This is a genomic window from Bacillus sp. FSL W8-0116, from assembly GCF_038003825.1.
Lineage (GTDB): Bacteria > Bacillota > Bacilli > Bacillales > DSM-4216 > Bacillus_O > Bacillus_O smithii.
Genome location: NZ_JBBOPY010000001.1, coordinates 333713 through 346590 on the forward strand (window position 1 = coordinate 333713; position 12878 = coordinate 346590).

Annotated in this window: 12 protein-coding genes and 1 pseudogene; 5 read left to right on the forward strand and 8 right to left on the reverse strand. The window is 38.9% G+C overall.

Going from position 1 to position 12878, the window contains the following annotated elements:
* Positions 1 to 114 precede the first annotated feature (114 nt).
* From N1I86_RS01535 to msrA, 3 genes and pseudogenes are all read left to right on the forward strand, one after another.
* Positions 115 to 1996: pseudogene (locus N1I86_RS01535) on the forward strand (electron transport protein).
* Between the two features lie 258 nt (positions 1997 to 2254).
* Positions 2255 to 2587, forward strand: a complete 333-nt coding sequence (locus N1I86_RS01540) for a winged helix-turn-helix transcriptional regulator (protein ID WP_003352775.1) — start codon at positions 2255 to 2257, stop codon at positions 2585 to 2587.
* A 435-nt stretch (positions 2588 to 3022) separates the two neighbouring features.
* Positions 3023 to 3553 (forward strand): peptide-methionine (S)-S-oxide reductase MsrA, encoded by a 531-nt coding sequence (msrA, locus tag N1I86_RS01545; RefSeq protein WP_003352774.1) that lies wholly within the window; start codon positions 3023 to 3025, stop codon positions 3551 to 3553.
* Between the two features lie 434 nt (positions 3554 to 3987).
* Here msrA and N1I86_RS01550 read toward each other — a convergent pair whose 3' ends face one another.
* The 3 genes from N1I86_RS01550 to N1I86_RS01560 form a co-directional block, all read right to left on the reverse strand.
* Positions 3988 to 4656, reverse strand: coding sequence for a DUF2642 domain-containing protein (locus N1I86_RS01550; RefSeq protein ID WP_341094611.1), 669 nt, complete (start codon positions 4654 to 4656; stop codon positions 3988 to 3990).
* 236 nt (positions 4657 to 4892) lie between these two features.
* A complete protein-coding gene (locus N1I86_RS01555; protein WP_341094613.1) occupies positions 4893 to 5795 on the reverse strand; it encodes a spore coat protein in 903 nt (300 codons plus the stop codon).
* Between the two features lie 109 nt (positions 5796 to 5904).
* A complete protein-coding gene (locus N1I86_RS01560) occupies positions 5905 to 6993 on the reverse strand; it encodes a CotH kinase family protein (RefSeq protein ID WP_003352771.1) in 1089 nt (362 codons plus the stop codon).
* A gap of 205 nt (positions 6994 to 7198) precedes the next feature.
* Between N1I86_RS01560 and N1I86_RS16660 the strand changes: the two genes are divergently transcribed.
* Entirely contained in the window at positions 7199 to 7873 is a 675-nt protein-coding gene (locus N1I86_RS16660; protein WP_445662251.1) for a CotG/ExsB N-terminal domain-containing protein, read from the forward strand.
* Positions 7874 to 8195: 322 nt separating this feature from the next.
* Here the strand turns inward: N1I86_RS16660 and N1I86_RS01565 are convergent, their stop codons facing one another.
* Both N1I86_RS01565 and N1I86_RS01570 read right to left on the reverse strand, forming a co-directional pair.
* Positions 8196 to 8489 (reverse strand): YxcD family protein, encoded by a 294-nt coding sequence (locus N1I86_RS01565; protein WP_003352768.1) that lies wholly within the window; start codon positions 8487 to 8489, stop codon positions 8196 to 8198.
* On the reverse strand, positions 8477 to 8917 hold the full coding sequence (locus tag N1I86_RS01570; RefSeq protein WP_048623229.1) for a hypothetical protein: 441 nt from the start codon (positions 8915 to 8917) through the stop codon (positions 8477 to 8479). Before N1I86_RS01570 ends, N1I86_RS01565 begins: the two co-directional genes overlap by 13 nt.
* 233 nt (positions 8918 to 9150) lie before the next feature.
* Between N1I86_RS01570 and N1I86_RS01575 the strand changes: the two genes are divergently transcribed.
* Entirely contained in the window at positions 9151 to 9918 is a 768-nt protein-coding gene (locus tag N1I86_RS01575; RefSeq protein ID WP_003352766.1) for a DUF1836 domain-containing protein, read from the forward strand.
* A 117-nt stretch (positions 9919 to 10035) separates the two neighbouring features.
* On the opposite strand, the gene N1I86_RS01580 is transcribed toward N1I86_RS01575, so the two are convergent.
* The 3 genes from N1I86_RS01580 to N1I86_RS01590 form a co-directional block, all read right to left on the reverse strand.
* Positions 10036 to 10431 carry a cytidine deaminase gene (locus N1I86_RS01580; RefSeq protein WP_341094616.1) on the reverse strand — a complete coding sequence of 132 codons (396 nt, stop codon included), beginning with the start codon at positions 10429 to 10431 and terminating at the stop codon, positions 10036 to 10038.
* An 85-nt stretch (positions 10432 to 10516) separates the two neighbouring features.
* Positions 10517 to 11173, reverse strand: coding sequence for a deoxyribose-phosphate aldolase (gene deoC / locus N1I86_RS01585; RefSeq protein ID WP_003352764.1), 657 nt, complete (start codon positions 11171 to 11173; stop codon positions 10517 to 10519).
* 228 nt (positions 11174 to 11401) lie between these two features.
* Positions 11402 to 12583: a NupC/NupG family nucleoside CNT transporter gene (locus N1I86_RS01590; protein WP_003352763.1), complete on the reverse strand. Its 1182-nt coding sequence runs from the start codon at positions 12581 to 12583 to the stop codon at positions 11402 to 11404.
* Positions 12584 to 12878: the final 295 nt, after the last annotated feature.

Genomic DNA, 12878 nt, shown 5'->3' on the forward strand with positions numbered 1-12878 from the left:
AATACATCTTCTTTCCAAAATCTTTATTTCCAAAACATTCATCATCTAAGTCATTCATCTGGTTTCCAACATTCCATCATAAAAGAGCAACAGGACGACGGGGGGATCGCTTTGATAAACAAGTCTTGGTTTATAGCCATCATAGGATTCATCATTTTTATCGCAGCCATTGTTTATTTTATAGATCTTGATTATGCCTATGTCCCTGATAAAGAGGACATCATCAGTTCTTATCGAAATGTAAACGGCTATGATTGGTACGGACAAACACTCAGTCTCTCTGAAGGAAATGCAAAAAAACTTTCAGAAAAGAATGGTGCGGTGAAAGTGGACCATGATTTGTTTGAAAAAGGAAGAGACGCTTTCTATAAAGAAACATTTGGAAACGAAGTATTCCTTACAGACATTATCGGCATTTTGGACGGGCCGTTAACGGCACCTAATTTGATGAAAGCCATCCTTGCTCTAAAAGGGGAAGGTACAACCAATTTAAAAGTAGAACTGGCAAAAGACGTTAAGATCGGCGGGCAATCATTCAAAAAAGGTCAGATGATTTCAACAGGACTTGATGTTCCAAAAGGTTCTTTTGCTCCTTTAGGTATGCCTGTTTCATTTTCTAAAGGAGTTAAAAGCTGGCATTAGCTGCGCGGCTTGCCACGCGACGGTCGATCAAGAAACGAAGCGTGTAGTGGAAGGCGCCCCCAACTCAGATTTAAATGCAGGTCTGCTCCTTGCTTTAGCACCCAATACAGCTGCCTATTTCACTCACGCGAATATTTCTAATTTTTCTCAATTCCTTCAAAAACAGGGGAATCTTAAACTTCCCAATAAAGAAAAATTAGAAGAGTCGGTAGACAAGACATTGCTCCTGTGGCCACCAGGGAATTTTGACTCCACGATTGATTTAAAAGGAAATCCAGCTCAAATCCCTTCCTCTTTTACCTTTCAAAATTTCCCTTATAGTTGGAGTGGATTTGGCATGGCTGGTTCATTCCACGGATTAACCGTTTTTAACAATAATGTTCATGCTCAAAATTCCGATTCCCTTTCACAAGCAGATATTGCCGAACCGCTCTTTGACATTGAGAAAGAAACCTATATTGGAACCATTTTGCAAAATGCGGCTAATCCAACATTTCGATTTGATCCACGCAAAGGAAAAAGCCCTTCCGCTTTTTTCGCTGAAGTGGATCCGACGCCTTCAGCCCCGGGAATAAACGAAATGGTCAAACCTCCGACATTTCCGAACGTATCTCCGGTTGCCCCGGATGGTTTAATCGTCAGCAGCCCTGGGTTTCATTTTAATGAACAAAACAATGCAATGTCTGCTTTTCAAAATGCGCTCGTTCCACCTAAACCGAACATAACCATTAGCAACTCGGAAACCGATGATGGATACAACGTTTTTTCGAAAGCAGGATACATCAAATGTCATGCCGGCTCTTATTTTACTAACCATCAAATCATTCCGGCGGACAAAATTGGAACAGAACCGTCAAGAGCAAAAGCTCTGGCCAAAACGGCTAAAATTTTTGCAGAGCCTCTTCTCTATTCACCGACTGAGAATGTGCCGATCAGAAAAAATGCACGTGTGCTGAAAAGCCCGATGAACAACATTGACGAACAACAGCTGCGATTAGGTTTTGCACATGATGGAAAAGGGGGTTATAAAACGCCGAGCTTGATCGGCCTTTATTGGCAAGCACCTTATCTTCATGATGGCGGCGTCGCAGTGGGGTATGAACATAACTATGGGCTTACCGGCACACTTCTCAAAGGAAAACCTGTCGATCCATACAGAAGCATCATCGCGCTTGTGGATCGAAAAGAGCGACAAAAAGTCATAAAAGCGAATGCCTCTCTCCATTCCGTCCATATAACCGGCGCAGGCCATTCGTTCTGGGTCGATCAAGAGAGCGGCTTTACGAAGAAAGAACAGATAGCTTTAGCGAAATATTTGCTATCGTTAAACAAAGGCCGGACGGAACAACAATAAACGTGCTAAAAAGGATCTAATGATTTTATTCATCAGATCCTTTTAAATTGGTTTTGTGAATCATTATTCAAAATTTACCATTAATGTATTTGATTAAATTTTTCTCTTAGCTGAGAAACGCAATAAAACTTATTCAAATTGATCCCAATTCTGATTTGAATCATTTTCAAAACTAGAAACTTTTCCTCATCTGCTATTGACTATGAAAGATTACAAGCATATGAATTTAGGTTATAATGGGTTCCAGAGGTGATCATATTGAGCCAATCAACCTTATGTCCCAAATTTGAAAAAGCAATGAACATTATCAGCAAACGTTGGACAGGTTTTATCATACATCAACTGCTTTCGGGTCCACAGCGTTTCTGCACCATTGAATCTTCTATTCCGATCAGTGGTCGACTGTTATCCGAAAGACTAAAGGAATTGGAGCAAGAAGGAATTGTCAATCGAAAAGTATATCCAGAAACACCGGTAAGAATCGAGTACTCTTTGACGGAAAAAGGGAAAGCATTAGAACCCTTCATACGGGAGCTGGAAAATTGGGCAAACGAATGGGTGGTCATTGAAGATCACTGTGAACAGGAGTAAGGCAAAGCTTCATCTATTGCTTTGCCGCCGCAACGAATCCCCTGCTTCCTGTGATATGAAGATGATCTGCTTCTGAAAAATGTAAGTCATTATGATCTGTTTATCGATGAAAGAACGACTCCTATTCGTTGTATCGTGAACCATCAAAACTTTGTTGTATTCTTCATTTAAAAAATCTTTGAAATGAGTTTGTTTTCGCTTTTATTCAAGGTCATCACCGAAAGATGATTGGCCTCACACGAATCATCCCGACACCACTATTTCCCTTTTCAATTTATTCTGGTGCCGATGTGATTCTCGATCTCCTGCTCCTTCCTTTCAACTTTTTTTCTACATATACAGAATGGCTGTTTCATCTCTTTTATTGCCGTTTTATTTCTTTTAGTGATAAAATGAGCATTGTATCGTGAAACCAACGTTTTGAGGTGTTTTAAAATGAAAAAGCAATTAGAAAAAGCAACGTTTGCCGGTGGATGTTTTTGGTGCATGGTAAAACCTTTTGATCAATGGGATGGCATTCATAAGGTAACTTCCGGTTATACAGGAGGACATGTGGAAAATCCAACCTATGAACAAGTCAAATCCGGCAAAACAGGTCATTATGAAGCAGTGGAAATTCTTTATGATCCAACTGTTTTTCCTTACAGCAAAATTTTAGAAATTTATTGGCAGCAAATTGATCCGACAGATGATGGCGGACAATTCCATGACCGAGGAGACAACTACCGAACGGCCATTTTTTATCATACAGAAGAGCAACGAAAATTGGCAGAGGAATCAAAAGAACGCCTCGAAAAAAGCGGTAAATTCAAAAAACCGATTGTAACCAAAATTTTGCCTGCTTCTACTTTCTACCCTGCAGAAGACTATCACCAAGATTTTTATAAAAAAAATCCAGAAGAATACAAGGAAGACAGAGAAAAATCTGGACGGGATCTTTTTATCAAGGAACATTGGGGCAAATAGACAGTTTAACTTTCTATTTGGTCGTTTTTCCTTCAAACGATCATTTTGCTAGTGGCGTAAAATCATGAAATCAACATAAACAAGCAGACGGAAATATGTATCTGCTTGTTTATTTTTTGGGTTGGAATTGGTCATTCAGTATACCAGTTTCTTTCTTAGCCTTATATGCATACAATGCCAATGATCAATCGATGTCGAAACGATATTTTTAGGGAGCGAAATGACCGCTCATTGATTTCATAACTCTTTTCCTTACTTCTATAGCGACTTTGATTGATACAGCTTGTTCGTCATTCGAGCGACTGCCGGTTATGCTCTAGTCAGTTCGGATTCCTTTTATTTTTCAATTTATAAGTTCATTGAAGTTGTCCATTTTTAAAGCTTCAGCGTGTCTATTATTCTTCAAAACAAATGAGTCGTTATTCATTGGTTTTTTAAGGGAGATGAAACATTTTCAAATGAGAGAGCTTCCAAAAAACCGTTCGACTATCTGCGGCCGCTAGTTCGACCATATTGTTCTCTATGTTTTTCAACAGTCCGATTTTGTCTGCTTCCTCTCCCAAATCAAAAACCACTAACGTTTCTTTGTATTTTTTTAATTGTTCTTCAAACGATCTAGCCAACGGGATGTTCAAAGGAACGACAGGAAGTTCTTTTCTGCTTAGCGTATATGGGGTGGATGGAACAGAGTATGGTGTAAGCCACTTTAAATGGTGCATGGAAATAAAAACAGTTTTATAAACGGGAGAGTAAAATACGATGTAATCATTTAATACACTCGTAATATAACCATGGAGGGATTTGTTTTTGGCAGCGAATAATTCAAGAAAATGTCCTTTTGCTTTTAACAGTGTTTTTCGGTAAGAAAGTTCATGATCGTCATCTTTAAAGCCGACGGTCACAGGCGGCTGAACGCCTGTCAATTCGTTTTCGCTCCGTTCTTTAATGTTATGGACATGCAAAAAAGGAATATAAAAATCTTTGCGTCCATCAAACAGGACTAATATATCAGAGCCAATATCCATTAAAATTCCATAAAGCTTAGTCTTATCGGATATCTCCAATTCAATTTCCGTGCCGATATATTTTTTTAATTGTTCCATCTTATTCTCCTTCCTATCCTATAATAATACCAGGTGCACCAGTGTCGCATACTCATGCACCCAGCACGATGGCAATGATTGTGGATATCGGTTTTCCGTTCTCAATAATCGTTTTCTTCCTCTACCTCATCCTTTTGTTCCGCTATGATGGATCACTATTTTTAATTCTGGCTGTGGAGCGAGAGGTGCTATATCTTATTTTGGATTCTATCCGATCTTATGGAAGTTTTTCTTAACTATGCAGATCTAGAATGGGATCGTTTTTCAGATCGTCTTCCGGATCGTCTTCCGGATCGTCTTTCGAGGGATGGTTTTTTTTCTTTGTGGAGTGATCTTAGTGGAGGATCTTCCTCGGCTTCAATTTGGTCGTTTTCTTCTTTTTTATCCGTTTTTGGACCTATACTTATGCATTTAATATGAAACGGATTGATTCGTGTAATTTCATGGTTATTCGTAATGGTGAAATATCCTCCAGCATTTTCCACTAAAATGCCTTCCAAAGCATCGGGACCTCGGCGATTGATCAATACCCATTTATGCATCAATTGATCAAAAAGATCAGCAAAATATTCGGCTTTTAATATCTCGTGGCTTATAGAAGTCGAAGGTTTGGATGACACTGAAACCATTGTTTGATCAGAATCTTTCGTTTCGGTTAAATGATTAGATTTTATTCCCTTAGATAGTTTCAATGCACTTTTCACATGATCAAGATTAAAATACACGATCTCGTTGTTTTCCAATGCCAAGATAATATAATCGTTGCTTGTTTCCAGTAATGTTCCGACAACCAAATCAGGCCCGCCTTGATTGATTTGAATATATTCGTTTTTTAAGTGGCGGAATAGATCACTAAAGCTCTCCTCTTTAATAAAATCCAACTCCTCGTCCAGTTCCTTTACTGGTTGATTGGCTTTGGAATCTTCACTTACGCTTTTGACATGATGAATTTGATAATAAACGATCGTATTATGTTCAAGCTCTAAAACAATATAATCTGACTGAACGTCCAACAAACGTCCCGTTTTTGCTTCGGGATCGTTGCGATATATAGTAACCATCCGTCCTTTTAAGGATTCTAAAAAGGATTGAAATCGCTCCTTGTTGCACTGATGGTTCAAATTCGATTTCTTATTCATTCATATCCTCCTTGTTCGTGATCCATATGGTATAACTACAGTGCATGTATACTCATCACAAGGAAGAGATGAACCTTGTAGTTGCCTATTCACAAAAATTTCCACCTTACTAATCCAATACTTGTAAATGATTTCGAATATAATTTCCTCTTTTTTCAATAAAACGCAAGATGAGTTCAGGTTCATTTTCAAATTGCATCTGACGGTCTCTTATATAGGGATCTTTTTGTACATACGGTTTAATTTGTTTGTAGAGCTGTTCCACTTTCGGCTGCAAGTTTGCAACGGTATATTTTTCTTCCAATATTTCTTGCAAAATCAATTGATACTTTTTTCGAAACGAGGGAACGTCCAGAAGTCGAGCTGTAAGAGTATTATATCCTTGAATTCTCACATAATCTTCCGACATTTCCTTTCCATTGATGTCCCTTCCCCATGTTGCATCATAATCCCAAGGGATAATTTCAAATAAACCCGTTTCCCTGTTCAGATATAACGCATAATTATGAACAAATCCATCGTAATTTTGAGTGCAGACGATTCCGGAAAGCCAGTATAGATATTGCTCGACATGAAAATATTTTTGAATCTCTTTTTCAAATTCCGCCCGCGGAGTAGTATTCAATTTAAGAATCATCTCTTGCAAGTAAAATATGTCTTGTTCATTCCCCCATTTCATTTCATATCCTAAATCCAACGAACGTTTCACTTCCTTGTCTAGATCACTCATTAATGAAAAATTGGCATCACCATCCACCGCATAAAAAACGGCCCCTTCTGGCAAGCTCCTTTTCTTAAGAAAACATTCATCTACAGATTCCAATTCTAAATAGATCCCTTCGTTTCGGCCATTTATGGACAAAAAAATATGCTGGGAACGCGGCGACAATACGCCTATTTCGTTGAAGAAATCAAATGATAATTTATTTCGGATGACGGCCGGATCTTTAAACTCTGCATTCAGATGAATTTCTTTCGCTCCCCTGTATATTTGGGGTTTATAAAAAGCGATATGATAAGATTTTTTTTTAAATTTTCTGATATGCGAACCACGATAAGCGATATCAATTTCAAGCTTCTTGTTGCCTATTTTTAATTTTGCCGGCAGTGGTTCATCGTTCCAAATATCTCTTCTCAGCTCTTGGTAATCTTTAGGATGGATATAAAGTTCATATTGAGTCAAGTTGTTTTTATCCATCTCTCTCCTCCTCGCTCCATATAAAGAAATCTCGCATGATTACTATAATCATATGAAAAACATAAGAGGGTGACACCTGAAGACACCTTCATAATTTTTTTACAAAAACTACATATTTGTCTCAGGCAATTCCTCATTGTCCTCATACTATGAATCGTGAAAAGAAATTTACATTTTTTATATAATTTTTAAAGGAGGTTTTCACATGGGACAGATCACCCATGATGATATTAAAGAGGCCGTTGAAAAAGCAACTGATGCTGGGTTAGAGGATTTTATGTATCAAGATCCAAGCGTCGTTAAGGAAGTAAAAGGCGGTCCATCAACGTCCCGCAGGTCGAGCACCTCTTCTAGGCGTTCTTCCAGACGCTCTTCTAGACGTTCTTCCAGACGCTCTTCTAGACGGACTTCTAGGCGTTCTTCCAGACAGACTTCCAGACGCTCTTCCAGACAGACTTCTAGGCGTTCTTCCAGACGGACTTCCAGACGTTCTTCCAGACAGACTTCCAGACGTTCTTCCAGACAGACTTCTAGGCGCTCTTCCAGACAGACTTCCAGACGTTCTTCCAGACAGACTTCCAGACGCTCTTCCAGACGGACTTCTAGACGTTCTTCCAGACGGACTTCTAGACGTTCTTCCAGACGGACTTCTAGGCGCTCTTCCAGACAGACTTCTAGACGTTCTTCCAGACGGACTTCTAGGCGCTCTTCCAGACAGACTTCTAGACGTTCTTCCAGACGGACTTCTAGGCGTTCTTCCAGACGCAGTACTTCTAGAAGTTTTTTTCAATATTCAAGTGAGACGGCCAGAAACCGCTTTGTAACCAAAAAAAGATTCTGGAAAAACGGAAATATGTGGGAACTAAGATTGGCTAAATAATTAGGCTAAAGGATGAATGGTTTTTCCTTTCATCCTTTGTTTCATTTCCATTGGAAAATTTCCACTTAGAAAATTCTCGTTGTTCCAACATTTTTTATTGTGTTTAAACCCCGTTTTCCTCTACGTTGAAACATGTATGATTCTTCTGTTATTTCATTAATCCCCATTCTTAGATGTTATTTATTTCATCATTTTCAAACTTTTCATCTTTTGGTGGGTATAAGTCTACAAATATACGCAATGATTTCATGATAAAATAAAATCTCCTCGGGTTTTACCCAAGGAGACTTCAAACGCCACAATATTAAAATTTTGGATGTCTTTATTCGTTTATCATAGCGATAATTCCTTCATGATCATCTAATTTCAGTTGAATTCCAGCCGCATACGGATCGATTTGATACTCGCTCTTAATCCAACCTCTGATCGCCTCAATAAGTTGTGGTTCTGTCAATGGATGCAATACGCCTGCAATTTCTCCTTCTGCTCCAAATCCAGTGTCATCATCGTACAGTAATTCAGTAATGACATCTTCCGGGCGAACATTTGCTTTCGCCGCTACATAAACACAGACGGCATTTATGATTTCTTGTTCAGAAAGTTTTAACGTCTCCATGAGTCATACTCCCTTTGATGTCTGCGATTAAAGATCAATCTTATAGCGCTCACCACCAGCATGACAACGGCATATAGAAGAAATAAATTGATGACAAATCCCAGCATGGAGCTGATTGGTCCGAGACCATGAAACAAACTTCCTGCTAAAAATCCGCCTAGACCACCCAATAAAAGCCCTTTGGCAAAACTGCCTTTGCTGCTTTTTTGTGGAACCGTATGAGTGTATGGGGTAGTGTTCGATTTTGACGAATTGAAGATGCTAGAATTTTGATTTTTGTTCGGAACAACTTGCTGACTGTGACTCGGCTGATAAAATCCTTTTCCAGATCTGTATCCTTTTGCCGATGCGCTGTCTACCATACCTAGTCCAACAAGGGAAAAAACAAGAGCCAATGAAGAAAGCCATTTAACCCATTTTTTGAACATCGATGAATTCGACTCCTTTTCTATAATTTTTCATTTTAGTTTAAAGAACTGTCATGTTCAGGTTCTTATGAACTTATTATATGATCTTATTCAAAAATATTCAAGTAGAATTTCTTTCATTTTGAAAAGAAAATGTAACGACATGAAGTTCATTTAGTAACAAAGTCATTTGACTTTCTTAATATCAAAGCGTAAGATAAGTTCAAAAGAACTTGTAAATAGGAGGAAACTTCGTGAATACCTTTCAATTAACAAGAAAGGAAATGGCGTTCCTTCTCCTTTCATTAAAAGGTTGGAGCAAAAAACCACCGCTTTCGGTACTGCAAGAAGCATGGATTCACTCTGAAGAACATGGTTCTCTCTCCGAACTCGATCCAAATGCTGCGAACGTTGGAACGCTTCCGCCCATTTTTGAAAAAATCATAAAAACGAATAAACTCGATAGAGGTTTTTCTTTAAACGAAATAGCAGCACTTGGCAATCAAATCGAGTACACTAATTTTTCTGTCACGGCGTTACAAAACTGGATTAAACGGGATATTAAAGAAATGATCGGCTCTCCCCAAAAAGGAAAAAAATATTCACTTGAGCAAACCGCGCTTTTATTCATTGTAGAGGATTTAAAAACAGCCCTTGACTTTGAATCCATTCGTCAACTATTAAAGTTGATTATCAACGATCCTGATGACCAAAAAGATGATCTCATCAATCCTATTCATCTGTATGCATGTTACTCTACCCTGTTTGAAGAAATCAATGATCATTCTTTGAGCGAAAACCGCTTACCGAATGAAGGAACGATCGAAACGATCGAAAGAATTATTAAATATAAGGCAGAGGAAATGGTTCAGGAGCATTTCCAGCTGGATGAAGAAAAGCGAAAAGCGATTAAAAACATTATCATCATTGCCGTTTTATCCGTTCATACGGCTTATTTTCATATGCTTGCTAAACGTTCTTTGTCCGCTGCTTTATTTTTGCAGAATTTACCTTTTTCTTAAGAGTAAAATAAAAAAGCTGGCTTAACCGATGAAAAAGCCAGCTCGACTCAAAACTGAAATGAGTGATTATTTATTCCTGCAATTTGGGATCAAGGACATCTCCTTAATCCCCTTTCATTAATCTAAATGACTTGGTGAAAAAGCATACGGCAACAGTTCCTTAACGGTTGTCTTTTTTCTTTCTCCTTTTAAATTCGTTAAAATAACCGGCATATCCGGAGGGCAAAATTCTGCAATCACTTGGCGGCAAGCTCCACAAGGCGAAATAGGACCATCCGTATCCCCGACCACCGCCAACATCGCAAAATCAGTTTGTCCTTCCGAAATCGCTTTAAAGATGGCCGTTCTCTCTGCACAGTTACATAGACCATAAGATGCATTCTCAATATTGCATCCTGAATAAATGTCTCCGCTTTTAGTCGCTATGGCAGCGCCCACCTTAAAATGAGAGTAAGGGACATATGCTTTTTCTCTCCCCGCGACAGCTGCTTGAATCAACGTTTCGCTAATCAAGTTCCTTCCCCCTTAGAGAAATTTTGTAAAACGGGAGCGGGCTGAAAATGTGCGGATTTGTTGTCCTCTTTACATTTCTAACTTTTTAAGCTTGGCCTGTCACAATTTTTACGCCCGCACTGGCTCCGATACGATTTGCCCCTGCTTTTTCCATCGCCAGCAAGTCTTCTGCGGTTCGAATTCCTCCAGAAGCTTTCACCCCAAAATCCGGTCCAACCGTTTTACGCATTAATGCAACATCTTCCACTGTTGCTCCTCCTGTCGAAAAACCGGTAGATGTTTTGACAAAATCTGCTCCGGCTTTGACTGCTAATTGACAAGCGAGCACTTTTTCCTCTTCTGTCAGCAAGCAGGCTTCAATAATCACTTTCACCAGCGCTTTTCCCTTTGCTGCTTCCACGACGGCTCGAATATCATTTTCCACCAATTCCAGATCACGACTTTTAAGAGCCCCGATATTGATCACCATATCCACTTCTTCGGCTCCATTTTGAATGGCATTGGTCGTTTCAAAAGCTTTAACTTCAGGCGTGGTTGCGCCGAGTGGAAAACCGATGACGGTACATACTTTCACATCGGTATCTTTTAAAATTTCATAAGCGGTTTTCACCCAAACCGGGTTTACGCACACCGAAGCAAAACCGTATTTTTTGGCTTCTTCCGCCAACCGGACGATATCATCCTTCGTAGCATCGGCTTTTAATAATGTATGATCAATCATGTTTGCTTTTTCCAACAACATCGAAGTACATCTCCTTAACCGTATATTTTTCTATCGGCAGCAGCTGCTATTTCCTTTTAAAGGATAATAGGATCTTGTCTTATTTTCAAAGCCGAAAGATGTGAAATTGCCATGAATTTTGAATTTCACCCTTACTGACCACTGCTGGCATCCATGGTATCACTCTACTTTCATTTTGTTAAACCACAACATGAAGACGGATCCTTTTTATTCAACCACCATTCCCTATTACAAAAATAAACCGATAATCGTCCCGGATAAAATGGACGCCAAAGTTGAACCATACAATAATTTCAAGCCAAAATTCGCCACTGCGTCTCCTTGTTTGTCATTTAACGCTTTCACGGCGCCAGTGACAATTCCGATCGAACTAAAATTCGCGAAACTGATCAGGAACACGGAGACAATTCCAACTGTTTTTTCGGACAGCGAGTGGGATATTTTTGTAAAATTAGCCATCGCCACAAATTCATTTGTCACTAATTTTGTAGCCATGATGCTGCCGGCTTTGACTGCTTCTCCCCAAGGAACACCCATTAAAAAGGCGATAGGAGAAAAGACATAGCCGAGTATTGTTTGGAATGATATATGGAAGACCAGCGTAAAGAGATAATCAATTAAGTTGATCAATGCAATAAATCCAATTAACATCGCTGCTACAATAATAGCTACTTTCAGCCCATCCATAATACTTTCGCTGATCATTTGAAAAAAGCTCAATTTTTTTGTTTCTTCAACGACAAGCAAGTCCTCTTCCTCTGAAACTTCATACGGATTAATGATATTTCCAACAATCAAAGCGGAAAATATATTGAGTATAATCGCTATCACGACGTATTTCGGCTCCAGCATGGTCATATAAGCACCGACAATCGATATGCTGACAGCGCTCATAGCCGACGTACATAGTGTGTACAAACGCTTCCGGGAAATGTGTCCAATTTGCTTTTTCGTCGTCAAAAACACTTCTGATTGTCCTAAGACAGCAGAAGAAACCGCAATGTAATTTTCTAGTTTCCCCATCCCGTTTAGTTTGCTTAAAACAAGGCCAACATATTTAATAATCACAGGCAAAATTTTGAAATAGTTCAAAATACCGATCAAAACCGAAATAAAAATAATAGGCATTAACACATCAAGAAAAAAATTGGATATCCCTTTGTTTTCCAACCCTCCAAAAACAAAGTCGACCCCTTTACTGCCCATCTCAAGCAATTTACTGAACATTTTCGACACAAATCCAATGACCGAAATGCCTGCTTTTGTATTAAACATAATAAAAGCAAGTACTAATTGGGCAATCAGCATAGTAAAAATTGCCTTATAGCGCACATGTTTTCGATCATAGCTGACCAACATGGCAAGCCCATACACTAACAGCAAACCAGTTAGAAAAAAAACAACTCTCACAGCAGCTCTCCTCCAATAACATGTTAATGGCAGCGGTTTCAATCCAAACTAAAAGAAATAATTAGAACCGCCTATCCATTCTCGAAAATACTATACCAAGATATCAATCTATTGTAAACAACGAAATAAAACAGCTGTGTACACGAAAAGCTCGCGGCGAAAAAGCTGATTGGACTAAAGTGAAATGACAAGTTTCATTCTTTTAAAAAGGAGCGACTTCTGTTTTTTCAAGTGAAGCGATAGAAAATCTGTTTCGCTTATTTTGGATTAAGCGGAACCATTTTGTTCATACTTT

What these genes read in the sequence shown, in the direction of transcription:
- N1I86_RS01560 (WP_003352771.1), bottom strand. Translation starts at nt 6,993, where the DNA reads ATGGATAAAAACAACTTGACTCAATATGAACTTTATATCCATCCTAAA.
- deoC (WP_003352764.1), bottom strand. Translation starts at nt 11,173, where the DNA reads ATGTTGTTGGAAAAAGCAAACATGATTGATCATACATTATTAAAAGCC.
- N1I86_RS16660 (WP_445662251.1), top strand. Translation starts at nt 7,199, where the DNA reads ATGGGACAGATCACCCATGATGATATTAAAGAGGCCGTTGAAAAAGCA.
- N1I86_RS01565 (WP_003352768.1), bottom strand. Translation starts at nt 8,489, where the DNA reads ATGGAGACGTTAAAACTTTCTGAACAAGAAATCATAAATGCCGTCTGT.
- N1I86_RS01570 (WP_048623229.1), bottom strand. Translation starts at nt 8,917, where the DNA reads ATGTTCAAAAAATGGGTTAAATGGCTTTCTTCATTGGCTCTTGTTTTT.
- N1I86_RS01555 (WP_341094613.1), bottom strand. Translation starts at nt 5,795, where the DNA reads ATGAATAAGAAATCGAATTTGAACCATCAGTGCAACAAGGAGCGATTT.
- msrA (WP_003352774.1), top strand. Translation starts at nt 3,023, where the DNA reads ATGAAAAAGCAATTAGAAAAAGCAACGTTTGCCGGTGGATGTTTTTGG.
- N1I86_RS01550 (WP_341094611.1), bottom strand. Translation starts at nt 4,656, where the DNA reads ATGGAACAATTAAAAAAATATATCGGCACGGAAATTGAATTGGAGATA.